This window comes from uncultured Algibacter sp., from assembly GCF_947490405.1.
GTDB lineage: Bacteria > Bacteroidota > Bacteroidia > Flavobacteriales > Flavobacteriaceae > Algibacter_B.
The window spans coordinates 58,917-82,059 of the sequence record NZ_CANLGU010000005.1 but is presented as its reverse complement, the minus strand read 5'-3'; the positions used below and the strand labels follow the sequence as shown (position 1 = coordinate 82,059).

The following is a 23,143-nucleotide window of genomic DNA, read 5'->3' as shown; positions in this document are numbered from 1 at the left end:
TTGTCTTAAAGAATCTGTTAAACCTTAGCTAAAACCTTAGTTAGGCTATTTATCATTCCGTAACTTTATAAAAAAAAGAAAATGCGAGTTTTAATAACAGGAGCTACAGGTTTAATCGGACAAGAAATTGTTAAACGCTGCCATGAAAAAGATATTAAAGTTAATTACCTAAGCACTAGTAAATCTAAAATATCTCAACAAGAAAATTATAAAGGGTTTTATTGGAATCCTAAAAATAATGAAATTGACAAAAACTGCTTTAAAGATGTAGATGCTATAATCCATTTAGCAGGAGCTACAATTTCAAAGCGTTGGACATCCAGTTATAAAAAACAAGTTATTTCGAGCAGAACTGAAACCAAGGCTTTATTAATTAATACACTTAAAAATATAGAACATAAAGTACAACAAGTAGTTTCAGCCAGCGCTATTGGTATTTATCCAGACTCATTAACTAATTATTACGATCAAACACATAACGAAATCAATTCCTCCTTTTTAGGGCAAGTCGTTTCCGTTTGGGAACAAGCCGTAGATGAATTTTCAAAACTCAATATTGCCGTTTCCAAAATAAGAATTGGTTTAGTTTTATCTGAAAAAGGTGGCGCATTAAAAGAAATTGTAAAACCTATTAAGTTAGGTTTAGGAGCTGCTTTTGGCTCTGGAAAGCAGTGGCAGTCTTGGATTCATATTCAAGATTTGTCAAACATGTTTGTTTATCTATTACAAAATAAGATTGAAGGTATTTATAATGGTGTTGCTCCAAACCCTGTAACAAATACAGAGTTAACAAAAACCACTGCAAGTGTTTTAAATAAACCCTTGTTTATGCCTAATATTCCTAAGTTTTTAATGAAACTCGTTTTAGGCGAAATGCATATTATATTGTTTGAAAGCCAACGAGTAAGTTCTAAAACCATAGAAAATAAAGGTTTTCTTTTTGAATATAATTGTTTGGAACCTGCTTTGAAGAGTTTGTTGGAGTGATTTTTGGAGGTTCGTTTAACGGTCTTGTGTATGATTTCGTTGCGTGTTTAAGCACTAAAGTTAGCAAATAATCACAGGTAGAAAATTCCAGCGGAATTTTCGTAAGTAAGCCTTTACTAGCAATGAATTATACACATTGTTATCTCTCGTTATTTATCAGAGGTTCAATGTTACCTCCAATATATTTTAAACTTTTCATTCCGCGTAATTTTTGGAATTCCTTTTTTGGATAATTAGTTGAGCTTTGTATCATTTCGAGATTTGACAATTTAGATATTGCATCAAAATTTTTAGTTTTTCCTCTCGAATTTGTGAAGGTCAAGTACTTTAAATCAGCTAATGAATTAAGAAAATCAAAGTTCTCTATAATCTGAGCTGTATACATATCACCATCAATTTGTAATCCACGTAATTCAGTCAATTCAGAAAGTTGGCTAAAATCTGTTACTTTTTTAAAATTCTCTATCATCAAAGTTTGAAGACCTCTTAATTTGCAAATTGGTTTAATGTCGTCAATTTTAGTTAAGCTCAATAAACCAAGATGTTTTAACTTTTTCAAATTTGATAAAGCTGATAAGTCAGTTATTCGGTTTGAATGAACACAAAGCGATTCAAGATTTTTTAGTCCGCTTATTACATCAAAGGTTTCTTGTTTAATACTGTAAACCCAAAGTACTTTAACATTATCTAGTGTTTTCGGGATGTCAGTTATGTATGAATTCTCACGTTTTTTAGTTTGAGTGTAACTTTCATTGCCTTTTGAACATATCAAATTCAATTTTTCTTCTCCATTATATTCTTCAAGTAACTTTCCATTTGGCGGAAAATTATCAGTTCGGTTAAAGTACCAATATCCTTTTTTTATTTGTTCTTCTGTTAGTTGCATCTAATGAGAGATAATGTTTTTACGGATATGTGCCGTTATGTAATGGCTTATATCCGACGTTAAACGAATTTAGGTGAAAATTTTTACAAAGTCAAGTTTATTAAAAAAAAAACCACCTTATTTTTAAGGTGGTTTTTGTAAAAAATATAATTTATCAATTAAGCCTTAGCAGCCTTAACCATAACTTTTAATTCCATATCATCATTAATAAATTTATCACCTAAATTATCAAAGAAAGATTTTGAGCCATATTTTACATTCCACTTACTTCTGTCAATAGTAAACGTTTCGCTGGTAAGTGTTATGGTTCCGTTGTCATTATTTACAGTTACTGGAAATGTTACATTGTTCTTAGCATCTTTAAGCGATAAGTTTCCAGAAAGCATTGTTTTACCTTCAACAACTTCCAAACCTGTAATGGTAAAGCCAGCACTTGGGTGGTTTTCAACATCAAAAAAGTCGGCACTTTTTAAATGTCCAGCAAGTTTTGCATTTCCTTTTTCTTCTGCAGGTATATCTGTTACCACAATAGAATTCATATCAATTAAGAAAGTACCACCAACAATTTTTCCGTTGGCTATTTCTAATACACCGTTTTCAATAGCAATAGTTCCATTGTGAGATCCAGTAGGTTTAAAACCCTTCCATTCAATAGTAGAAGCATCAGCATTTACACTGTAAGATTCTGCATTTACAGTTTCTTCAACTTCTTCCGCAGCTGTTGTAGTAGCTTCTTTAGCTTTGTCTTTACAACTCGTTAACTGTAAGCAAACAAAAGCTATTAATAATGTAGTAGAAAAAATATTTTTCATAATAATTAAAGTGTTTTATGGTTAAAATGTAAAATTAAACAAATTGTTCTATTAGTTTCTTAAAATGTTAAACAAAATTTTGTTAAAAGTTTTTAATGACATTATGACATTTTTACAATATTGGCAGTACTTTTGCCAACTTAAATTGAGATTGAAATAAATTGGATTTACCATGAGTAAAAAAGATAAGAAAGATATAGAAAAAGAAGTTGTAGAAGCAACACAAACAGAAACTGTTGAGGTTGAGGAGCAAGCTGTTGAAGAACAGACCAAAGAAGAAAAACTTGAAGGTGAATTAAAGCAAGAAAAAGATAAATTTCTACGCTTGTTTGCTGAGTTTGAAAATTATAAGAGGCGTACAGCTAAAGAGCGTATAGAATTATTTTCAACAGCTAGTGAAGATGTTATGAAAACATTACTTCCAGTTCTTGATGATTTTGAGCGTGCATTAACTCATATTGAAGAAGATAAAGAAGCTGAAGAGTTGCGTAAAGGCGTGTTATTAATTTATCAAAAATTAATAAAAACCTTAGAGCAAAAAGGACTAAAGCCTATGGAAGTGAATAAAGGTGAAACGTTTAATGCGGATAATCATGAGGCTATTACGCAAATACCAGCGCCAAGTGATGACATGAAAGGTAAAATTATCGATATTGTTGAAAAAGGATATGTTTTGGGCGAAAAAATTATTCGTTTCCCAAAAGTAGTTATAGGGCAATAAAATTAAGATATGGCTAAAAGAGATTATTACGAAATATTAGGGATTAGCAAAGGTGCAAGTGCTGCTGAAATAAAAAAAGCTTACAGAAAAAAAGCGATTGAGTTTCATCCAGATAAAAACCCTGATGATAAAACTGCCGAAGCAAAATTTAAAGAAGCGGCTGAAGCTTATGAGATTTTAAGCGATGATAATAAAAAGGCACGTTACGATCAGTATGGGCATCAAGCCTTTGAAAATGGTGGTGGTTTTGGCGGCGGCGGTATGAATATGGATGACATATTCAGTCAGTTTGGTGATATTTTTGGCGGCGGCGGTTTTGGTGGTGGTTTTTCTGGTTTTGGCGGTGGCGGTGGTCAACGTCGTGTAAAGGGCAGCAACCTACGTATTCGTGTTAAACTTACTTTGGAAGAAATTGCCAATGGTGTTGAAAAGAAAGTTAAAGTAAAACGTAAAGTTCAAGCCCCAGGAACTACTTATAAAACTTGTGCTACCTGTAACGGGTCTGGACAAGTAACTCGTGTGGCTAACACCATTTTGGGTAGAATGCAAACATCTTCTCCGTGTAATGTTTGTGGAGGAGCTGGACAAACCATTGATAAAAAACCTAGTGATGCTGATGCACAAGGTTTAAAAGTTGCTGAAGAAACGGTATCTATAAAAATACCTGCGGGTGTTGTTGATGGTATGCAACTTAAAGTATCAGGAAAAGGGAATGAAGCTCCTGGTAATGGAATTTCTGGAGATTTAATAGTAGTTATAGAAGAGGAGGAACACGATAAATTACAACGTGAAGGTGATAATTTACATTACGATTTATATGTAAGTTTCCCTGAAGCTGTCTTAGGAACATCAAAAGAGATTGATACTGTAACAGGTAAAGTGAGAATTAAAGTTGAAGCTGGTGTGCAATCTGGTAAGATTTTGCGCTTACGCGGAAAAGGAATTCCAAGTATAAATGGCTATGGAAAAGGAGATTTATTAGTGCATGTAAATGTTTGGACACCTAAAACGTTAAATAAACAACAAAAAGAATTCTTTGAATCCATGCAAGAAGACGAGCATTTCTCGCCTAAACCAGAAAGTTCAGACAAATCTTTCTTTGAGAAAGTAAAAGACATGTTTTCGTAAAAAGAAGATAACAAAAATGAGAAATCCGCTTTTCAAGGCGGATTTTTTGATTTAAAATCACAAGATATTTAATAGTTTTGCTATTAGTATTGAAAAAAAAACTATATTTGAATATCACTAATTTATATTAGTGGTAATTTTTCTTTTTCATAGCAATTTTTTTCCCATCCTTAATTTATTAAGGGTGGGTTTTGTTTTTTTAGAGTATTTTATTATCACAAGACTTTCAGGTGAACTTAAAACTGAAAGTTAATATTGTTTAGAATTTATAAGGGAATACTTTTGTATTACAAGTCTCTAATCCTGATTTTTTAAATTATATTTATTCTCAATGCATTAAGTATCTACCTTAAACATTTAATATATTTACAAATTACTAGTGAAATAAAAATATAGTATGAATAACCTACTTGAAGTTAAAAATGTTTCAAAATATTTTGGAGATTTTAGGGCTTTAAATGATGTTTCTGTAAATATACCACAAGGTAGTATTTTTGGGTTGTTAGGGCCTAATGGCGCAGGAAAAACAACACTTATTCGAATTATAAACCAAATTACAATACCAGATTCTGGATCAGTACGGTTAGCTGGCGAATTGCTGAATCAAAATCATATTAAAGATATCGGATATTTACCTGAAGAACGTGGTTTATACAAGTCTATGAAGGTAGGGGAACAGGCTATTTATTTGGCGCAATTAAAAGGGTTAAGTAAAGCAGAAGCAAAAACACGTTTAAAATATTGGTTTGAGCGACTTGAAATAGGAGACTGGTGGAACAAAAAAATTCAAGAGCTCTCTAAAGGGATGGCTCAAAAAATACAATTTGTTGTTACCGTACTTCATGAGCCCAAATTATTGATTTTTGATGAACCTTTTTCTGGATTTGATCCTATAAATGCTAATTTAATAAAAGATGAAATCTTAAGATTAAGAGAAAATGGAGCCACCGTTATTTTTTCTACACACAGAATGGAGTCTGTAGAGGAGTTATGTGATGACATTGCATTAATTAATAAGTCGAATAAAATCTTAGATGGTAAATTAGTTGATGTTAAGCGGCAATACAAAATAAATACTTATGAAGTTGGAATTAGAACCAACAATAACTTTGAGTTAGAAAAAGAACTATCCGAAAAATTTAGTGTTTCTAAAGCTAGTTTTAGAAGTTTAGAAGATGAGTTGAAGCTAAATATTAAGCTTCAACAAAATGAAAGCCCTAATAGATTATTAAATTATTTAACTAACAAGGGAGAGGTGTCTCATTTTGTTGAACTCATACCAAGTGTTAACGATATTTTTATTCAAGCGGTTAAGAATAATTAATTTATGAACCATTTACCACTTATTATAAAACGAGAATATTTAACGAAAGTTAAAAACAAATCGTTTATTATAATGACTTTTTTGAGTCCTATAATATTTATTACGCTGATAGCTGTAGTTGCTTATTTATCGCAAGTAAATAGTGATAAGGTTAGAGTTATTTCTGTATTAGATGAGTCAGGTTTAATTGAAAATACATTAAAAAAATCTGAAAACACCTCTTATAATGTATTGCCAGAAATGACTCTGGAAGATGCCAAAGAATTGGTTAAAGAATCAGAAGGTTATGGCTTATTACATATTCGCAATTTTTCAGAAAGAAAACCAAGTTCAAAAGATTTTACTTTTTATTCGGAAGAATCACCATCTATTACTTTAATCTCAGATATAGAATACGAAATTCAATCAGAGTTAACTTTAAGAAATAGAGCTAACAAAGGTATAGATGTTGAAACACTAAAATCAACTAAAGTTAATATTGATATTACTCAAGAGAGTTTTGCAGGTGAAAAAACATCAAAAGTAGATAGTATAGTTAAACTTATTTTTGGATGTGCAGCCGGTTATTTGCTATTTATGTTCATCATTATTTATGGTAATATGATTATGCGTAGTGTTATTGAAGAGAAAACAAGTAGAATTATTGAGGTTATTATTTCTTCTGTAAAACCTGTACAATTAATGCTGGGGAAAATTATTGGAACTTCATTAGCAGGAATTACACAACTGGTAATATGGATTATTCTTGGTGGCTTTTTAATGTTAATTGTCTCTTTAGTTATTGGCATAAATTTGTTTGAAACTCAGACGCCACAACAAGAGATTATGCAACAATCTTTAAATGGATTCAATTTTGATATCGAATCTTTAAAAATTGCATTTTGGAGTTTACCACTCGTTAATTTAATTATTGCGTTTATTTTATTTTTTATAAGTGGTTATTTACTATATAGTTCGTTATATGCTGCTATTGGAGCTGCAGTAGACAATGAAACCGATACACAACAGTTTATGTTGCCCATAATTATGCCTCTTATTCTTGCGGTTTACATCGGGATATTTACAGTAATTGAAGACCCGCATGGGACGGTTTCAACGGTATTTTCATTTATACCTTTAACATCTCCCGTAGTTATGCTTATGAGAATTCCGTTTGGAGTTCCGCTTTGGCAACAAGCACTATCTTTACTTATCTTAGTAGGATCGTTTATGTTCACCGTTTGGTTTGCTGCAAAAATATATCGTGTAGGTATCTTAATGTATGGAAAGAAACCTAGTTATAAAGAGTTGATGAAATGGATAAGGTATTAATATTATGGAAAAACTAAAAAGCATACTTAATTACACATTTAATTTTACTGATGGTATCAGTATTTCGGTTAAGGGTTTGTTATTGGTAATTACAGTAATTTTTTTAACATCCATTTTTCTGAATCTTTTTAGAAGGATACTAACCAGAAGACTTCCAAACGATGATAAAGCAAAATTTAAAATACTATTTGGTTACGGGAAATGGATTGTTTATTTGGTAATATTATTAATAACCTTTCATGGTATAGGCGTTAATGTTACAGCAGTTTTTGCAGCATCAGCAGCACTCTTAATTGGTGTTGGTTTAGCATTACAAACCTTATTTCAGGATATTATTGCAGGTGTTTTAATTTTAATTGATCAAACCATTCATGTTGGAGATATTATTGAAATAGATGGGAAAATAGGTCGAGTTGATGAAGTTAAATTAAGAACAACAAGGGCTGTAACTATTGATAATAAAGTACTGATAATACCACACCATTTGTACTTAACAAATAGCTTGTATAATTGGACTCAAAATGGATCTACCACACGCGAATCGGTTACAGTAGGAGTTGCTTATGGTACTGATGTTCAATTGGTAAAAAAAATACTAATACAGGCAGCCGACAGTCATGATTTGATTTTAAAACATCCAGCTCCATATGTGTTTTTTACAAATTTCGGGGATAGTGCCTTAGAGTTTAAACTAGTTTTTACTTTAAATGATAGTTTTAAAGGAGCCATACCAAAAAGCGACTTGCGTTTTGAAATAGATAAACTCTTCCGAGAGCATAATATTAGCATTCCATTTCCTCAAAGAGATATACATATTATTCAAAAACCTCAATAACTAAATTTAAAAATATCAATACGTTGATGCATCAAATAAAAAGGAAGAAAATAAAATATATACTAATATGTTTCTTTCTTGGGTGTAATTTTTTAAATGCTCAACTTACTGATATTGCTAGGTTAGAGTACTCTTTTATACCGAAAAGTAATTCTGAAAGTCAGTATACTAGACTAAGAGCTATATTAAACTATCCCATCAAAGTTAAAGATGGTAATTATATAATTGTTGGAGGCGAATATAACCGAATCATACTTAATCTGGAGGAGAATTTACCATTTGATACCTCAATAATAGATAATATTCATGTAATTGATTTCAATGTTGGCTATACCTTTAAATTAAATAATCAAAAACGGTTAGGGTTTAAGTTAAACCCTAGAATAGCATCTACATTAACAAGTGCATTAAGCTCTGATGATTATTTTATGAATGGTGGTGTTTTTTATATTAATGATAGAAGAAAAGAAGCAGATTTAAAACGACCTTATCGCTTAATTTTAGGATTAACATACAATGCTACAACAGGTTTACCTTTTCCGCTTCCTTTTGTAAGTTATTTTAGGGAAATTAATGAGTCTTGGAGTTTTAATGCAGGAGTTCCTAAATCGAATTTAAAGCATATTATAAATGAAAAAAATAATGTGCAAGCATTTGTAGGTTTAGATGGCTATTTGGCTCATTTACAAAAAACTACTATTGTAAATGGAGAGGAAATAGATCATATTTCATTATCCGTTATTGTAGGAGGATTGGGTTATGAATATTTGTTTACAAAACATTTGGTAGGGTATTTGTATACTGGTTATACGTTTAGATTAAATAACGTATTACGTAATGAAAATAGAGATGAAGTTTTTAAATTAGACGACGTAAACGCGTTCTATTTAAGAACAGGAATAAAATTTAAAATTTAACGTATGTCAAAAATATTAGTAATTGAAGATGAAGCTGCGATAAGACGTGTGCTAGTTAAAATTCTTTCAGAAGAAAATGATGCTTATAAAGTTGATGAAGCAGAAGACGGACTATCGGGTATTGAGAAAATAAAGAATGATGATTTTGATTTAATTCTTTGTGACATTAAAATGCCAAAAATGGATGGTGTTGAGGTATTAGAGGCTGTTAAAAAAATAAAACCTGAAACGCCTATAGTCATGATTTCTGGTCATGGAGATTTGGATACTGCAGTAAACACGATGCGATTAGGAGCATTCGATTATATTTCAAAACCACCAGATTTAAATAGACTTTTAAATACAGTTAGAAATGCCCTAGATAGAAAAGAGCTGGTTGTAGAAAATAAAATTCTGAAGAAAAAGGTAAGCAAGAAGTACGAAATGATAGGAGAAAGCGATGGTATTTCTCAAATTAAAAACATCATTGATAAAGTAGCACCTACAGACGCTAGAGTTTTAATAACAGGACCAAACGGAACAGGAAAGGAATTAGTAGCACATTGGTTACACGAAAAGAGTGACCGTTCTAAAGGAAATTTAATAGAAGTTAACTGTGCAGCAATTCCAAGCGAGTTAATTGAAAGTGAGTTGTTTGGGCATGTAAAAGGTGCGTTTACAAGTGCCAATAAAGACCGAGCAGGAAAATTTGAAGCAGCTAATGGAGGAACCATTTTTTTGGATGAAATAGGCGATATGAGTTTATCTGCACAAGCCAAAGTATTACGCGCTTTGCAAGAAAGCAGGATTCAACGTGTTGGTAGTGATAAGGATATAAAAGTAGATGTTAGAGTAGTAGCTGCAACAAATAAAAACTTAAAAAAGGAAATTGAAGAAGGAAATTTTCGTGAGGATTTATATCATCGTTTGGCTGTGATTTTAATAAAAGTACCAGCTTTAAATGATAGAAGAGACGATATTCCGTTATTAATAGAACACTTTTCAGGAAAAATAGCAAGTGAACAAGGCACTGCAAAAAAAGCATTTTCAGAAAAAGCGGTTAAGTTGTTACAAGAATATGACTGGACAGGGAATATAAGAGAGCTCCGAAACGTTATTGAGCGTTTAATTATTTTAGGAGGAGCAGAGGTAAGCGAGCAAGATGTTAAACTGTTTGCTTCAAAATAAAATAAAAAAGGCAATATTTATATTGCCTTTTTTATGGTTTCAACAAAATGATGCAACCTATTTTTTACTTCATCATTAATTGTATCATTTTCAATATAAGTATGTATGTCTCCTAAGTAATTCATGCCTAAATAATTAGCAGATTCAATAAAAGGCATAGTAAAACCAGTTTTTAAATCATCGTGGTTACTGGTGCTAATCATAGCCATATTTTTGCCTCGTAACTTCCTGCCAGTATCTTTATGTATTCGAATTAAATCAGAAATTCTATCAAAAAACACTTTAAGAATACCACTCATACTATACCAATATACAGGAGTCGCGAAAATTATAGTGTCGTATGTATTAATAATATCAGTTATCAATGGGATAAAATCGTCATTTTTATTTTTATAGTTGTAATCGTAGTGTCCAATATGTTTAGTAGCTAAATCAATAATATCAGCATCGCTGTATTCAGCTATGTAACTAACAATTTTGTTGGTATCACCATCGCTTCTTGAGCTTCCTTGTATAATAACAGTCCTATTCATAAATACAAAATTAAAATTTTAGGCACTACAGAATTCCATTTTCAGATAGAAACAATTAATACAAAGTATGATAAAATCGATAGCATTTTTATATATTTAATCCAGATAAAATTTATACCATGGATAACTACAAAGTCACCTCTAACATAGCCTTAAAAGACACTAAAACCAAAGTTGTAATAGACGATGCAAAGAAAAAACTTAAAGAAACCAGAAAGCAGTTAGGAGAACTTCAAGACACCATTTATGCACATGGGAAGTATGCAGTTTTAGTATGTTTACAAGGTATGGATACAGCAGGAAAAGACAGTCTAATTCGTGAGGTTTTTAAAGATTTTAATGCACGAGGTGTTGAGGTACATAGTTTTAAAGTGCCAACAGAATTAGAATTAAAGCATGATTATTTATGGCGACATTACATAGCACTCCCTGCTCGTGGAAAGTTTGGAGTTTTTAATAGAACGCATTACGAAAATGTGTTAGTTACGCGCGTACACCCAGGGTATATCATGGGTGAAAATATTCCAGGTGTAGATTCAGTAGATGAGGTAAATGATGATTTTTGGAAACAGCGTTTTGAGCAGATTAATAATTTCGAAAAGCATATTGCAGAAAATGGAACACTTATTTTTAAATTCTTTTTAAACCTTTCAAAGGAAGAACAAAAAAACAGATTACTCCGTCGTTTAAATAAGCAAGAAAAAAACTGGAAATTCTCACCAGGAGATTTAAAAGAACGTAAGCTTTGGGACACGTACCAAGAGTGTTATGAAGATGCTATTAACAGAACATCAAAACCACACGCACCTTGGTATACAATTCCAGCTGATGATAAACCCTCAGCGAGATATATGGTTGCTAAAATCATGTTGGATGCATTAAGCACTTACCAAGACATTAAAGAACCAGAGTTAGATGATGATGTAAAATCTAATTTAGAACTGTATAAACAACAACTAAATAACGAATAATTTTAGGGCGTTTTAACACGCTTTCACTACTCAATCTTTTTGCGAAAAAGCAAAAAGGATTTCAGACATGCCGTTCAATCGTTAACGCAATAGCCTCATGATATTAACACAAATTTATATGTAGAGCTACTATTCAACAGTAAAGAAATACTATCTTTAAACATAAAATAATTATATGAAAATTTTAAAGTCAATATTACTTGTTGTTTGTATAATATTCACAATTAACCTTACTGCTCAAACTGATAAAGAAGTTCTAAAAACTATTTATAAACAATCATTAACTAATGGAAAAAGTTACGATTGGTTAAACCATTTGTCCAACCAAATAGGAAGTCGTTTATCAGGATCTTTAGGGGCAGAACGTGCTGTAGCTTACACTAAAGAAGAATTGGATAAACTAGGCTTAGATAAAGTTTGGTTACAGCCAGTTATGGTGCCAAAATGGGTTAGAGGTAGCAAAGAGTTTGCCTATATTGAAAGCGAACCAGGTAAAACTACTAACGTTAATATTTGTGCTTTAGGTGGCTCTGTTGCAACTCCAGCATTAGGGTTAAAAGCAGAAGTTGTTGAGGTAAAAAACTTCGAAGAGTTAGAAGCACTCGGTCCCGAAAAGATTCAAGGTAAAATAGTGTTTTATAATCGCCCAATGCAAGCAGATTTAATTCACACTTTTGAAGCTTATGGCGGATGTGTAAATCAACGTTATGAAGGCGCCTTAGAAGCTACAAAATATGGAGCCGTTGGTGTTATCGTTCGCTCTATGAATTTAAGATTAGATGATTTGCCACATACTGGAAGTATGACTTATGATAATTTGCCAGTAAACAGACGCATTCCTTCTGCAGCAATTAGTACTAACGATGCAGAGTTGTTAAGCACAATGTTAAAGCTAAATAGCAGTATAAAATTCTTTTTTAAGCAAAGTTGTAAGCAATTACAAGATGTGAAATCTTATAATGTAATTGGAGAAATAACTGGAAGTGAACATCCTGATGAATATATGATTGTGGGTGGTCATTTAGATTCCTGGGATCTGGGAGATGGCTCTCATGATGATGGTGCTGGTGTAGTACAATCTATGGATGTATTAAGACTTTTAAAAGCATCAGGAATAACACCTAAGCGTAGCATTAGGGTTGTCTTGTTTATGAATGAGGAAAATGGTTTGCGTGGTGGAAAAAAATATGCTAGAATAGCTAAAGAGAAAGCTGAAAACCATGTGTTTGCTTTGGAAAGTGATTCAGGAGGATTTACACCGCGAGGCTTTAGTTTTGATTGTAGTGATGCAGCTTTTGATCAAGTATTGAGTTGGCAACCTTTATTCAAACCGTATCTCATTCATTATTTTGAAAAGGGAGGAAGCGGAGCAGATGTTGGCCCTCTTAAAACAGACTCAAATGTTTTGGCTGGTTTACGTCCAGATTCTCAGCGTTATTTTGACCATCATCATGCCAGTAATGATACTTTTGACGCTATTAATAAACGCGAGTTAGAATTAGGAGCAGCAACCATGACAGCACTGGTGTATTTATTCGATAAGTATGGTGTTAATCCAATTTCTAATCAAGCAACAATTAAAAATTAGTGCCAAATAAATGAAAAATATAATATCAATACTAGCCTTAATATTAACAACTATTACAATGGCACAAAGCGAAGAGAAATTACCGTATCATGAAATTGGACCCTATTCTAAAACTTATACGCAAGGTACTGTAGCAGCAAGAATGGTTGATGGCTTAGGTTTTCGTTATTATTGGGCAACTGAAGGTTTACGACCAGAAGATTTAAACTACAAACCAAGTGAATCTGGACGAACTTCTGCTGAAACTATAGAGCATTTATATGGACTTTCTAATTTTATTTTAAGCTCAATATCAAGTGATGAAAAACAAAATAAAGCTTTAGAAATGACTTTTGATGAGAAGCGAAAACTAACACTTCTTAATTTTAAAAAAGCGTCAGATATTTTAAAAGCGACAGATGATGTATCTCAATTTGATAATGACAGATACCCGTTTTGGAATGTTATAAACGGGCCTATCGCAGATGCCTTATGGCACTGTGGGCAGATTGTTATGTTGCGTCGTGCTTCTGGCAATCCCTTTAACTCTAAAGTTTCTGTTTTTCAAGGAAAGCTAAAAGAATAGCTTTTCTTAGTGTTTTTTTTTGAATCATCTTAAAGATAGCTCAACCACCATTTATCTTTATTATTAGCTTTATAAATCATATACCTTTTTGAAGGGTAGTAAAGTAACGCAATAACACCAAGCCAAACTATGTATACAACCAAAAGGGAGTAACCATAATTTATGAGTTTTGCATTCATAAAAACATCTGCTGAAAGAATCATATTTTTCCAATTACCTCCAAATATTATGATACCTAATATGGCTAAAATATGAATAACTAAAATATGGAGGAAGTAATAGAATAATGGTACACGACCAAACACCAAAAAGAAATCAGTGATTTTGTTTTTTACAGTTTCAATGGCGTATAAGAATAGTAAAGATGGTCCAATAGTTATTAGCAAATAAACTAATGATGGAGGATATTTGGTAACTTTAAAAAATGACAAAATTGTTTTGGTGGTTGTATCTTGAACTGACCAAGGTGTTAAATCTCCATATGCATTTATACCTCTAATGACAAAGAATAAGCCTATTGCTGCAACTCCAATTGTAATTAAATATTTTTTTCTAAGTTCAGCATTAAAGTCTTTTGCATAAAGTTTGCCAAAACAATATCCAGTGATAATTAAACCAAACCAGGGTATAATTGGGTATGCAAAAGCAAACATTTTACTGCCTATTTGAATGAATTGTCGTTGGTGCAGAATGTACCAAATGATGGATGAAAAGCTTGTGCCTTTTACCACTATGCCATCTAGTAAATTATGTCCTGCCATTAGAATTATTCCAATAACTAAAAGCACTTTTAGTGGTAAATAAACGACAAAGGATAATAGTACCATACAAAGCCCAATTGCCCAAATAACTTGAAGCACTATAAAACTGTAAGTAACATCAAACTGCCATAAAAAATTATTTAAAATAACAGATAAAAAAATAAGCCACAGCCCTCTAGTTAATACAAATTTAAAAAGCTGAGATTTCGTTTTTTTACTGCCATATAAAAATGCTGAAGTACCCGCTAGAAAAATAAAAATAGGAGCACAATAGTGTGTTATAAAACGGGTGAAAAATAAAAATGGAGTTGTGGTTTCTAAATTTGTTGGGTCTACAAAAAATGATCCGTAATGAAAATAGTCTCTAACATGGTCTAATGCCATAATTACCATAACAACACCTCTTAAAATGTCTATGGATTCGATACGATTAGTTTTTATTTGCATAAGACTGTATTTGCTTTTTAATACAACTTGAGGAAGTTAAAAGTAGTTAAAGAATACAGCCATAACAAATAATAATTAGATTATATTTTCAAAGTATTGAAGGATTAATTTACTTAATATATGTACGCATACATATAATGAGCATCATAACCTTAAAAAGCGCATTTATATCTAGTATAGTACTGACTTTCATTTATGTTTTTTAAATTTATTAGATTCAAAAGAATGCTATGGAATTAAAGTTAACTATTTTTTTGTGGTTATTAGGCTTTGCTGTTTATTCTCAATCCCCTATTATTGATTATAATAGTACTGATGGATCTAGATACACCATAATCAATAACACTTTAGATCACAGTTCTTCAGGAGCAAATATAGTATGGGATTTTACGAGTCTGACCAAAAGTGGAGAATCTACCGATACTTATAATAATGCAACTCCACAAGAATCTGCCGATTATCCAAATACAACAAATGTATTTACGTCAATTAAAAATGGGGCAGCTGTAAAGTTTTTTTATTCCAATAATGGTGGGGCATTTTCAATAACAGGATTTGAAGGAGAGGGTTTAATTTTAAATTATAATAATTCTTCGCAAGGAGGGAATGCTCTAATTGGTAATTTTCCATTAAGCTATACAATGCCAATTACTATAAACACTGATAATGTTGCAGGGAACTTTAATTATATTCCTTTTAGTGTTAATGGTACCTTTACAGGAACAGTTACGAGTGAGGTTGATGCCCATGGAACATTAACTGTAAGTGGAACCGATATTACTTCGTTTAGTGGCGCAGTTACAAGGCTTAAGATTATTCAGGATTTGAACCTCTCTTTAGCTAATGGAAAGATAATACAAACAACATACAATTATTATAATGATAGTAATGGAGATCTTATATTTAGAACATCAACTTTAGAAATTACTTCCTTTTTATTTAATGATACTTCAGAGATTACAGAAAGCTTGTTAGAAGAGACATTAGGAGGTGCCACTAAAACAAATAATTCTAAAATAACTTTAAGTATTTACCCGAATCCTGTTAGGAATAGTTTAAGTTTTAATTTTCCAGATAACATTAATATTTTTGAGACTAAGATATTTGATATTATGGGGAAACAAATTTTAAGTTCAAAAACAAGTTTGGGTAATACCAATATCAATACATTAAAATCTGGTACTTACATTTTGACTGTTTTGACGAGTAAAGGTGTACTTTCAAGAAAGTTTATAAAAGAATAATTATATCGTTAAACCTCATATAATTAAATTTTGAAACATATATTAGAGTTCATTAATAATATGTTTTTTTTGTTTTAGTAGAAGCTTTTGCTGTTGTTTTATAGTAAGCGTGCTGCCATCATGACTCCAACCAGGAGGAGCAAAAGCATACATGAATTTATGATACCAGTTTTTTGATTTTTTCATGTCATTCCATATATCTTTGTACTCGTGTGTAAGAATAACTAGTGGATTATAAGAATTTGGAGGTTTGGTTACACCGTATTTTATATCGATATTTTCGTCTAGCTCTTTCCAAGTTCCAAAAATTTTATCGAAAATATTTAGAAAGCCACCGTGGTTTTTATCCATATACTCAATATTTTGAGCATGATGCACTTGGTGCATGGTATGTGTGTTAAAAACTTTTTCGATGATACCCAATTTTGGAATGTATATAGAGTGCAGTTGGAATTGCCACAGTGCCTCGATACCCAGACAGACAACAAGCATTTCTGGTGGGAAACCTATAGCTGGAATCCACATATAAAAGAAAGGTTTATAAAAAATGGTGAACCAACCGTTTCTTACTGCTGTGCCCAAATTGAATTTATCTGATGAGTGATGAACCACATGTGCCGCCCATAAAAATCTAACATTATGGTTTTGTCTATGAAACCAATAATAACTAAAATCGTCTGCTAATTGACATAATAACCAAACGTACCAAGCGTATCCGAAAGATTCCCAACCCATAATATTTGTACGAATGCCGTTAATTTCAGGATTAAAGACATTGTAAACAAAATTAAACAGAACAATTGCAGCAATAGTTTTGGTAAGCGGTGCTATTATAGTGGAGCCAATGCCCATAGTTAGGCTTGCGGTTAAGTCTTTCCAATCGTAAAGGTCTTTTTTTTCTTTATGATGTTTACTGTACGATAATTCCAGTAAAATTAAACCAAGGAAACAAGGTACACCATAAACTAGTGGGTTAGTAAAATCCATTAAAAATAATATGTTTGCTCAAAAATAAACCGATTTTGTTACTAAACTTCAATAAGTTGAGTTATTTTCAAAAAAAAACCTCTTTAGAGCTCATTTAGCTCTGAAGAGGTTTAATAGTTATTTAGAAAAACTTTATTTTACTAAAGCAGCCTTCTTTTTGGTATTAAAATCAACTTCAATTTGATTATTTAAAATATCTTCAAAAGTTTCTCTTTTTCTTATTAAATGTGCCTTATCGTTATGCCATAATACTTCGGCAGGTCTGTATCTTGAATTGTAATTACTTGCCATGGAGAAACAATATGCACCAGCATTTTTAAAGCATAGAATATCTCCCTCATTAATTTCGTTAATACGCCTGTTGTTTCCAAAAGTATCAGTTTCACAAATATAACCTACTACGGTATAAAAACGTTCTCTACCTTTTGGGTTTGATATGTTAACTATATCATGATGAGATCCATAAAGCATAGGGCGGATTAAATGATTAAAACCAGAATCAACTTGTGCAAAAACAGTTGAGGTAGTTTGTTTTACAGCGTTTACTTTGGTTAGAAAGAAACCAGATTCACTCACTAAAAATTTACCAGGTTCAAAAGCTAGAGTTAATTCTTTACCATATTCTTTGCAAAAGGCATTAAATCTTGAAGATAGTTTTTTTCCTAATTCTTCAATATTAGTCTCTATATCTCCTGTCTTGTATGGAACTTTAAAGCCAGATCCGAAATCAATAAAATCTAAATTTTTAAATTGTTTTGCTGTGTCAAATAATATTTCACTGGCATATAAAAATACTTCTATATCTAAAATATCACTGCCTGTATGCATGTGTATACCGTTAATGGTCATTTTAGTGTTTTCAACAATTCTTAAGATATGTGGTATTTGATGTATTGAAATACCGAATTTAGAATCAATATGTCCAACAGAAATATTTGCATTTCCACCAGCCATAACATGCGGGTTAATACGAATACAAACAGGAATTTTTGGATGCTTTGTACCAAATTGTTCTAATATTGATAAGTTATCAATATTAATTTTCACACCTAGTTTTGCGGCTTGTTCTATTTCATCTAAAGAGACACCGTTTGGGGTAAAGATTATTTGATCTGGTGAAAAACCAGCAGCTAAACCTAGTTGAACCTCTTGAATTGAAACGGTATCAATACCTGAACCCAAAGATTTAAAAAGTTTTAAGATAGATATGTTTGATAATGCTTTAACAGCATAATTAAGTTTTAGTTTTTTAACGCCATTAAATGCATTAGTCAACCTTTTGTACTGACTTTCAATTTTGTCAGCATCATAAACATAAACGGGACTTCCAAAATCTTGTGCAATTTTTTGCAACTGATTATTTAACATAGTTATTGTAATTTTTGCCAAAGATATTTCTTTGTAGGTTAAAACAAATAAATAAATAAAAAATATTACAAATTAAACAATTTGTTAATTATTTAACAATAGTGTTTTGTACTTATAATTTATAAAAGTTTTCACAATTAAATATTAGGGTAAGTAAAGGCGTTTATTTACATTTGTGAATCTTAAAATAGAAGTTAAATTATGAACTTACACGAATATCAAGGTAAAGAAATATTAAGCAGTTTTGGAGTACGCATCCAACGTGGTATAGTTGCCCAAAATGCTCATGAGGCAGTAGCAGCTGCAAAGCAATTAACTAGTGAGACAGGAACAAGCTGGCATGTTATAAAGGCTCAAGTTCACGCAGGAGGTAGAGGTAAAGGTGGAGGCGTTAAGCTTGCAAAAAATTTACAAGAAGTAGAGGATATTGCAGGACAAATTATTGGTATGGATTTGATTACACCGCAGACTTCTGCTGAAGGCAAGCGTGTGCATCAAGTTTTAGTTGCTGAAGATGTTTATTATCCTGGTGAAAGTGAAACTAATGAATTTTACATGTCTGTTCTATTAAATAGAGGAACAGGTCGTAATATGATTATGTATTCTACTGAAGGTGGAATGGATATTGAAACTGTAGCAGAGGAAACACCACATTTAATTTTTACTGAGGAAGTTGATCCAGCTGTTGGATTAATGCCTTTTCAAGCTAGACGTGTTGCGTTTAACCTTGGTTTGTCTGGTGGTGCATTTAAGGAAATGACAAAGTTTGTTACGGCATTGTACACAGCTTATGTAAAATCGGATTCATCTTTATTTGAAATTAATCCTGTTTTAAAAACCAGTGACGATAAAATCATGGCTGTTGATGCGAAAGTAACCATTGATGATAATGCCTTATTTAGGCATAAAAACTATGTAGATTTACGTGATGTACGTGAAGAAAGTGCCATAGAAGTTGAAGCAGGGGAGCTTGGGTTAAATTATGTTGATCTTGATGGAAATGTTGGCTGTATGGTAAATGGAGCAGGATTAGCCATGGCAACAATGGATTTGATTAAACAAGCAGGAGGTGAGCCAGCTAACTTTTTAGATGTTGGTGGTACTGCTGATGCAGCACGTGTTGAAGCTGCGTTTAAAATTATTTTAAAAGACCCAGCTGTAAAAGCAATTCTAATTAATATTTTTGGAGGTATTGTAAGGTGTGACCGTGTTGCTCAAGGAGTTATTGATGCTTATAAAAACATGGGGACTATAAATGTTCCAATTATTGTGCGTTTACAAGGTACCAATGCTGATATTGCAAAAGAGTTAATTGATAATTCTGGATTGGATGTAATGAGTGCTACCGAGTTTCAAGAAGCTGCAGATAAAGTACAACAAGTACTATCTTAAGGAAGAAAATATAATTACTAGAAAAAAGAGCAACAAGTTATTTGTTGCTCTTTTTTTGTTCGTTACTTTTTTCTCCTCTTTTGGGTATGGGGCCTCTGAGATGAATTACAAGTCCGTTTAGAAAATTGCGTAATATTTGATCCCCACATTCCATATATTTAGGATGATCCTCTCTTCTAAAGAAAGCACCAAGTTCACTTTTGGAAATTCTGAAATCAACGAGCTCTAAAATTTTCACAATTTCATCATCTCTTAGTTTCAGAGCTACTCTCAATTTTTTTAATATATCATTATTTGTCATCTTAATTTTAATTGTTTGTTTGGTGTATGCATTTCATCGATTTTGATTATGAGCTTTTACCAAATTGACGTTTTTGCTTGCGTTGTAAAGATACTTAAAATGTATACAGCTTAGGTTACCAATATTAATTGCATAGTTGTGATATAAATATCTGTAAATCATTTATTTATGTCTGTTAAATTAAACTTTAAAATTGGTTTAACTCAAGACCAAACGCAAATTTTTAAGTTTAATAAAAATGGATTATTGACGAACTTGATAAAAAACACGACTAAAAGCGTACTGTTTTTCGATAAGTTACATTATATACACGATTATAAAAAGGTTCTTATATGTAAATTTATAACAAGTTAATTCATCCCAAAGAAAAACCCTAAAAATGATAAATAGAGTAGAAAAATTAAGCCTATTATCTGAAATGATTGCTTTTGCTAAATACGATAAGGATATTAAACGTATAGAGTTTAATTTTTTATTGGGTGTTGCGAAGCAATTAGATATTTCTCGTGAAGATTTTGAGTATTTACTTGAAAATCCTGTTTCTTATACTCATTTAAAATCTCATAGCGAACGAATTGTTCAGTTTCATAGATTAGTATTATTAATGAATATTGAGCAGGAGCATAATGAAGATAATAATTCAACTGGTGTAATAAAATTATACAATTTTGGATTGAGAATGGGGTTAAGCCATGAATCCATAACGAAGGTGTTATATTTAATGGAAAGTTTTCCAAATAAAATTGTACCTCCAGATGTATTGATAGACATCTTCAAGACGCAATACAATTAAAACTAATCCCTATAAATGATTTTACATAAATAAAATCTAGTGTTGATTATAATTTACATTTTGTAAATTATCGAAAAGCTAAAAGTTTATACTTTTAGCTTTTCTAGTTTATTTTGATAACTTTTTATTTCGTCACGGAGTTTAGCGGCTATAATAAAATCGAGAGCTTTTGCCGCTTCCTCCATAAGTTTACGCTTTTCTCTTATTTTCTTTTCTAATTCTGGTTTAGATAAATACTCACTTTCTGGTTCGGCAGCTTTTGCAGCTTCTAATTCGTAACTATAGGTGCTTACAGAGTTTTTCGATAACGCATTATCCAAACTTTTATTTAAGGCTCTAGGTTTAAGCTTATGTTTGGTGTTGTAAGCTATTTGTTTTTCGCGCCTGTATTCGGTTTCATCAATAGTTTTTTGCATACTGTTAGTTATTTTATCAGCATACATAATAGCTTTACCATTTAAGTTTCTGGCTGCTCTACCTACAGTTTGTGTTAACGATCGGTTAGAACGTAAAAACCCTTCTTTGTCAGCATCAAGAATGGCAACAAGTGAAACTTCTGGTAAGTCTAAACCTTCACGAAGTAAATTAACACCAACCAAAACATCAAATAAACCTTTGCGCAAATCTTGCATAATTTCTACACGTTCTAAAGTATCAACATCACTATGAATGTAACGGCATCTAATTTGAATTCTATCTAAATATTTAGTCAATTCTTCTGCCATACGTTTTGTAAGCGTTGTAACTAAAGTACGTTCGTCTTTTTCAACCCTAACTTGAATTTCTTCAATTAAATCATCAATTTGATTTAAACTTGGGCGCACTTCAATAATTGGGTCTAGCAAACCCGTAGGGCGAATAACTTGCTCTACATAAACACCATCTGTTTTCTGTAACTCATAATCAGCAGGTGTGGCACTTACATAAATCACTTGGTTTTGCAACGCTTCAAATTCTTCAAACTTTAAAGGACGGTTGTCCATTGCCGCAGGTAATCTAAATCCATATTCTACCAAGTTTTCCTTTCTACTTCTATCACCACCATACATGGCATGTACTTGGGATATAGTAACATGGCTTTCATCAACCACCATCAAATAATCGTCAGGAAAATAATCTAACAAACAGAAAGGCCTTGTACCTGGTAATCTGCCATCTAAATAGCGTGAATAATTTTCAATACCAGAACAGTAACCTAATTCTCTAATCATCTCTAAATCAAACTCAGTACGTTCTTTTAAGCGTTTTGCTTCTAAATGCTTTCCAATATCTTTAAAATAATCGTGTTGTTTTACTAAATCGTCTTGAATGTTTTTTATGGCACCTTGTAAAACTTCAGGAGACGTTACAAACATATTGGCAGGATATATATTTAGGCGGTCGTATTTTTCTACAACTTGATTGGTTTGAATATCAAAAGACTCAATATCTTCAATTTCATCACCAAAAAAATGAATGCGAAATGCATCATCCGCATAACTAGGAAAAATATCCACGGTATCGCCCTTTATTCTAAAATTACCATGTTTAAAATCGGCTTCGGTTCTAGAATATAAACTTTGTACTAATTGATGCAATAGTTTAGTTCTAGAGATAACTTGATCTCTTTCTAAAGTAATTACATTTTTTTGAAATTCTATAGGGTTACCAATACCGTATAAACACGATACTGAGGCCACAACCAATACATCTCTTCTTCCAGAAAGTAATGAAGATGTTGTACTAAGTCGCATTTTTTCAATTTCCTCATTTATAGATAAATCTTTTTCAATATAAACTCCAGAAACTGGGATGTAGGCTTCAGGTTGGTAATAGTCATAATACGACACAAAATATTCTATAGCATTATCAGGGAAAAATTGTTTAAACTCAGAGTATAATTGTGCTGCAAGCGTTTTGTTGTGTGCTAATACTAGCGTGGGGCGTTGTACTTCTTCAATAACATTAGCTACCGTAAATGTTTTTCCAGAACCTGTAACGCCTAATAGAGTTTGATATTTTTCATTAGAAAGAATACCATTTTTTAGTTGTTTGATAGCTTCTGGTTGATCTCCAGTTGGACTAAATTCTGATTCAATTTTGAATTTCATTTAGCAAAATTACGG

22 protein-coding genes are annotated in these 23,143 nt (G+C 31.8%); 14 read left to right on the top strand and 8 right to left on the bottom strand.

Annotated features, from left to right (window positions below; genetic code table 11):
- The first annotated feature begins 81 nt into the window (after positions 1–81).
- Positions 82–987 (top strand): TIGR01777 family oxidoreductase, encoded by a 906-nt coding sequence (locus tag Q0772_RS11825; RefSeq protein WP_298344879.1) that lies wholly within the window; start codon positions 82–84, stop codon positions 985–987.
- 139 nt (positions 988–1,126) lie between these two features.
- On the opposite strand, the gene Q0772_RS11820 is transcribed toward Q0772_RS11825, so the two are convergent.
- Positions 1,127–1,873 carry a leucine-rich repeat domain-containing protein gene (locus Q0772_RS11820; RefSeq protein ID WP_298344876.1) on the bottom strand — a complete coding sequence of 249 codons (747 nt, stop codon included), beginning with the start codon at positions 1,871–1,873 and terminating at the stop codon, positions 1,127–1,129.
- 158 nt (positions 1,874–2,031) lie between these two features.
- Entirely contained in the window at positions 2,032–2,685 is a 654-nt protein-coding gene (locus Q0772_RS11815; RefSeq protein WP_298344872.1) for a YceI family protein, read from the bottom strand.
- 172 nt (positions 2,686–2,857) lie between these two features.
- Between Q0772_RS11815 and Q0772_RS11810 the strand changes: the two genes are divergently transcribed.
- From Q0772_RS11810 to Q0772_RS11780, 7 genes are all read left to right on the top strand, one after another.
- Complete coding sequence (locus Q0772_RS11810) at positions 2,858–3,406, top strand: nucleotide exchange factor GrpE (protein ID WP_298344869.1); 549 nt, start codon at positions 2,858–2,860, stop codon at positions 3,404–3,406.
- Positions 3,407–3,415: 9 nt separating this feature from the next.
- Entirely contained in the window at positions 3,416–4,534 is a 1,119-nt protein-coding gene (dnaJ, locus tag Q0772_RS11805) for a molecular chaperone DnaJ (RefSeq protein WP_298344866.1), read from the top strand.
- Positions 4,535–4,931: 397 nt separating this feature from the next.
- Entirely contained in the window at positions 4,932–5,858 is a 927-nt protein-coding gene (locus Q0772_RS11800; protein ID WP_298344861.1) for an ATP-binding cassette domain-containing protein, read from the top strand.
- 3 nt (positions 5,859–5,861) lie between these two features.
- Positions 5,862–7,169 carry an ABC transporter permease gene (locus Q0772_RS11795; protein ID WP_298344858.1) on the top strand — a complete coding sequence of 436 codons (1,308 nt, stop codon included), beginning with the start codon at positions 5,862–5,864 and terminating at the stop codon, positions 7,167–7,169.
- A gap of 4 nt (positions 7,170–7,173) precedes the next feature.
- Entirely contained in the window at positions 7,174–8,004 is an 831-nt protein-coding gene (locus Q0772_RS11790) for a mechanosensitive ion channel domain-containing protein (protein ID WP_298344855.1), read from the top strand.
- A gap of 26 nt (positions 8,005–8,030) precedes the next feature.
- The gene (locus Q0772_RS11785; RefSeq protein WP_298344852.1) at positions 8,031–8,921 is read left to right on the top strand and encodes a DUF6268 family outer membrane beta-barrel protein; all 891 of its coding nucleotides are present in this window, start codon (positions 8,031–8,033) and stop codon (positions 8,919–8,921) included.
- Positions 8,922–8,924: 3 nt separating this feature from the next.
- The gene (locus tag Q0772_RS11780; RefSeq protein WP_298344849.1) at positions 8,925–10,088 is read left to right on the top strand and encodes a sigma-54 dependent transcriptional regulator; all 1,164 of its coding nucleotides are present in this window, start codon (positions 8,925–8,927) and stop codon (positions 10,086–10,088) included.
- Positions 10,089–10,105: 17 nt separating this feature from the next.
- On the opposite strand, the gene Q0772_RS11775 is transcribed toward Q0772_RS11780, so the two are convergent.
- Complete coding sequence (locus Q0772_RS11775) at positions 10,106–10,621, bottom strand: NAD(P)H-dependent oxidoreductase (protein ID WP_298344845.1); 516 nt, start codon at positions 10,619–10,621, stop codon at positions 10,106–10,108.
- Between the two features lie 119 nt (positions 10,622–10,740).
- Between Q0772_RS11775 and Q0772_RS11770 the strand changes: the two genes are divergently transcribed.
- The 3 genes from Q0772_RS11770 to Q0772_RS11760 all read left to right on the top strand — a co-directional run bounded on the left by Q0772_RS11770 (position 10,741) and on the right by Q0772_RS11760 (position 13,745).
- Positions 10,741–11,592, top strand: coding sequence for a PPK2 family polyphosphate kinase (locus tag Q0772_RS11770; RefSeq protein ID WP_298344842.1), 852 nt, complete (start codon positions 10,741–10,743; stop codon positions 11,590–11,592).
- Between the two features lie 175 nt (positions 11,593–11,767).
- Positions 11,768–13,180 carry a M20/M25/M40 family metallo-hydrolase gene (locus Q0772_RS11765; RefSeq protein WP_298344840.1) on the top strand — a complete coding sequence of 471 codons (1,413 nt, stop codon included), beginning with the start codon at positions 11,768–11,770 and terminating at the stop codon, positions 13,178–13,180.
- A gap of 10 nt (positions 13,181–13,190) precedes the next feature.
- The gene (locus tag Q0772_RS11760) at positions 13,191–13,745 is read left to right on the top strand and encodes a hypothetical protein (protein ID WP_298344837.1); all 555 of its coding nucleotides are present in this window, start codon (positions 13,191–13,193) and stop codon (positions 13,743–13,745) included.
- Between the two features lie 29 nt (positions 13,746–13,774).
- On the opposite strand, the gene Q0772_RS11755 is transcribed toward Q0772_RS11760, so the two are convergent.
- Positions 13,775–14,953, bottom strand: coding sequence for a heparan-alpha-glucosaminide N-acetyltransferase domain-containing protein (locus tag Q0772_RS11755; RefSeq protein WP_298344834.1), 1,179 nt, complete (start codon positions 14,951–14,953; stop codon positions 13,775–13,777).
- Between the two features lie 230 nt (positions 14,954–15,183).
- Between Q0772_RS11755 and Q0772_RS11750 the strand changes: the two genes are divergently transcribed.
- Positions 15,184–16,197, top strand: a complete 1,014-nt coding sequence (locus Q0772_RS11750; protein ID WP_298344831.1) for a T9SS type A sorting domain-containing protein — start codon at positions 15,184–15,186, stop codon at positions 16,195–16,197.
- Between the two features lie 42 nt (positions 16,198–16,239).
- On the opposite strand, the gene Q0772_RS11745 is transcribed toward Q0772_RS11750, so the two are convergent.
- Both Q0772_RS11745 and lysA read right to left on the bottom strand, forming a co-directional pair.
- Positions 16,240–17,184, bottom strand: coding sequence for a sterol desaturase family protein (locus Q0772_RS11745; RefSeq protein ID WP_298344827.1), 945 nt, complete (start codon positions 17,182–17,184; stop codon positions 16,240–16,242).
- Between the two features lie 132 nt (positions 17,185–17,316).
- The gene (gene lysA, locus Q0772_RS11740) at positions 17,317–18,552 is read right to left on the bottom strand and encodes a diaminopimelate decarboxylase (RefSeq protein ID WP_298345478.1); all 1,236 of its coding nucleotides are present in this window, start codon (positions 18,550–18,552) and stop codon (positions 17,317–17,319) included.
- A gap of 201 nt (positions 18,553–18,753) precedes the next feature.
- Between lysA and sucC the strand changes: the two genes are divergently transcribed.
- Positions 18,754–19,944 (top strand): ADP-forming succinate--CoA ligase subunit beta, encoded by a 1,191-nt coding sequence (gene sucC / locus Q0772_RS11735; RefSeq protein WP_298344824.1) that lies wholly within the window; start codon positions 18,754–18,756, stop codon positions 19,942–19,944.
- A gap of 37 nt (positions 19,945–19,981) precedes the next feature.
- Here the strand turns inward: sucC and Q0772_RS11730 are convergent, their stop codons facing one another.
- The gene (locus tag Q0772_RS11730; RefSeq protein ID WP_298344821.1) at positions 19,982–20,245 is read right to left on the bottom strand and encodes a DUF1456 family protein; all 264 of its coding nucleotides are present in this window, start codon (positions 20,243–20,245) and stop codon (positions 19,982–19,984) included.
- Positions 20,246–20,624: 379 nt separating this feature from the next.
- Between Q0772_RS11730 and Q0772_RS11725 the strand changes: the two genes are divergently transcribed.
- Positions 20,625–21,038, top strand: coding sequence for a TerB family tellurite resistance protein (locus tag Q0772_RS11725; protein WP_298344818.1), 414 nt, complete (start codon positions 20,625–20,627; stop codon positions 21,036–21,038).
- Positions 21,039–21,124: 86 nt separating this feature from the next.
- Here Q0772_RS11725 and uvrB read toward each other — a convergent pair whose 3' ends face one another.
- Positions 21,125–23,128: an excinuclease ABC subunit UvrB gene (gene uvrB, locus Q0772_RS11720; protein WP_298344815.1), complete on the bottom strand. Its 2,004-nt coding sequence runs from the start codon at positions 23,126–23,128 to the stop codon at positions 21,125–21,127.
- Between the last annotated feature and the right edge of the window lie 15 nt (positions 23,129–23,143).

Excerpts from the sequence above, each read along its gene's own strand:
- Q0772_RS11775 (WP_298344845.1), bottom strand. The coding sequence starts at position 10,621 with ATGAATAGGACTGTTATTATACAAGGAAGCTCAAGAAGCGATGGTGAT.
- Q0772_RS11785 (WP_298344852.1), top strand. The coding sequence starts at position 8,031 with ATGCATCAAATAAAAAGGAAGAAAATAAAATATATACTAATATGTTTC.
- Q0772_RS11815 (WP_298344872.1), bottom strand. The coding sequence starts at position 2,685 with ATGAAAAATATTTTTTCTACTACATTATTAATAGCTTTTGTTTGCTTA.
- Q0772_RS11795 (WP_298344858.1), top strand. The coding sequence starts at position 5,862 with ATGAACCATTTACCACTTATTATAAAACGAGAATATTTAACGAAAGTT.
- Q0772_RS11725 (WP_298344818.1), top strand. The coding sequence starts at position 20,625 with ATGATAAATAGAGTAGAAAAATTAAGCCTATTATCTGAAATGATTGCT.
- sucC (WP_298344824.1), top strand. The coding sequence starts at position 18,754 with ATGAACTTACACGAATATCAAGGTAAAGAAATATTAAGCAGTTTTGGA.
- Q0772_RS11800 (WP_298344861.1), top strand. The coding sequence starts at position 4,932 with ATGAATAACCTACTTGAAGTTAAAAATGTTTCAAAATATTTTGGAGAT.
- Q0772_RS11750 (WP_298344831.1), top strand. The coding sequence starts at position 15,184 with ATGGAATTAAAGTTAACTATTTTTTTGTGGTTATTAGGCTTTGCTGTT.
- Q0772_RS11755 (WP_298344834.1), bottom strand. The coding sequence starts at position 14,953 with ATGCAAATAAAAACTAATCGTATCGAATCCATAGACATTTTAAGAGGT.
- Q0772_RS11820 (WP_298344876.1), bottom strand. The coding sequence starts at position 1,873 with ATGCAACTAACAGAAGAACAAATAAAAAAAGGATATTGGTACTTTAAC.
- Q0772_RS11730 (WP_298344821.1), bottom strand. The coding sequence starts at position 20,245 with ATGACAAATAATGATATATTAAAAAAATTGAGAGTAGCTCTGAAACTA.
- Q0772_RS11765 (WP_298344840.1), top strand. The coding sequence starts at position 11,768 with ATGAAAATTTTAAAGTCAATATTACTTGTTGTTTGTATAATATTCACA.
- uvrB (WP_298344815.1), bottom strand. The coding sequence starts at position 23,128 with ATGAAATTCAAAATTGAATCAGAATTTAGTCCAACTGGAGATCAACCA.
- Q0772_RS11790 (WP_298344855.1), top strand. The coding sequence starts at position 7,174 with ATGGAAAAACTAAAAAGCATACTTAATTACACATTTAATTTTACTGAT.
- Q0772_RS11810 (WP_298344869.1), top strand. The coding sequence starts at position 2,858 with ATGAGTAAAAAAGATAAGAAAGATATAGAAAAAGAAGTTGTAGAAGCA.
- Q0772_RS11745 (WP_298344827.1), bottom strand. The coding sequence starts at position 17,184 with ATGGATTTTACTAACCCACTAGTTTATGGTGTACCTTGTTTCCTTGGT.
- Q0772_RS11760 (WP_298344837.1), top strand. The coding sequence starts at position 13,191 with ATGAAAAATATAATATCAATACTAGCCTTAATATTAACAACTATTACA.
- dnaJ (WP_298344866.1), top strand. The coding sequence starts at position 3,416 with ATGGCTAAAAGAGATTATTACGAAATATTAGGGATTAGCAAAGGTGCA.
- Q0772_RS11825 (WP_298344879.1), top strand. The coding sequence starts at position 82 with ATGCGAGTTTTAATAACAGGAGCTACAGGTTTAATCGGACAAGAAATT.
- Q0772_RS11780 (WP_298344849.1), top strand. The coding sequence starts at position 8,925 with ATGTCAAAAATATTAGTAATTGAAGATGAAGCTGCGATAAGACGTGTG.
- Q0772_RS11770 (WP_298344842.1), top strand. The coding sequence starts at position 10,741 with ATGGATAACTACAAAGTCACCTCTAACATAGCCTTAAAAGACACTAAA.
- lysA (WP_298345478.1), bottom strand. The coding sequence starts at position 18,552 with ATGTTAAATAATCAGTTGCAAAAAATTGCACAAGATTTTGGAAGTCCC.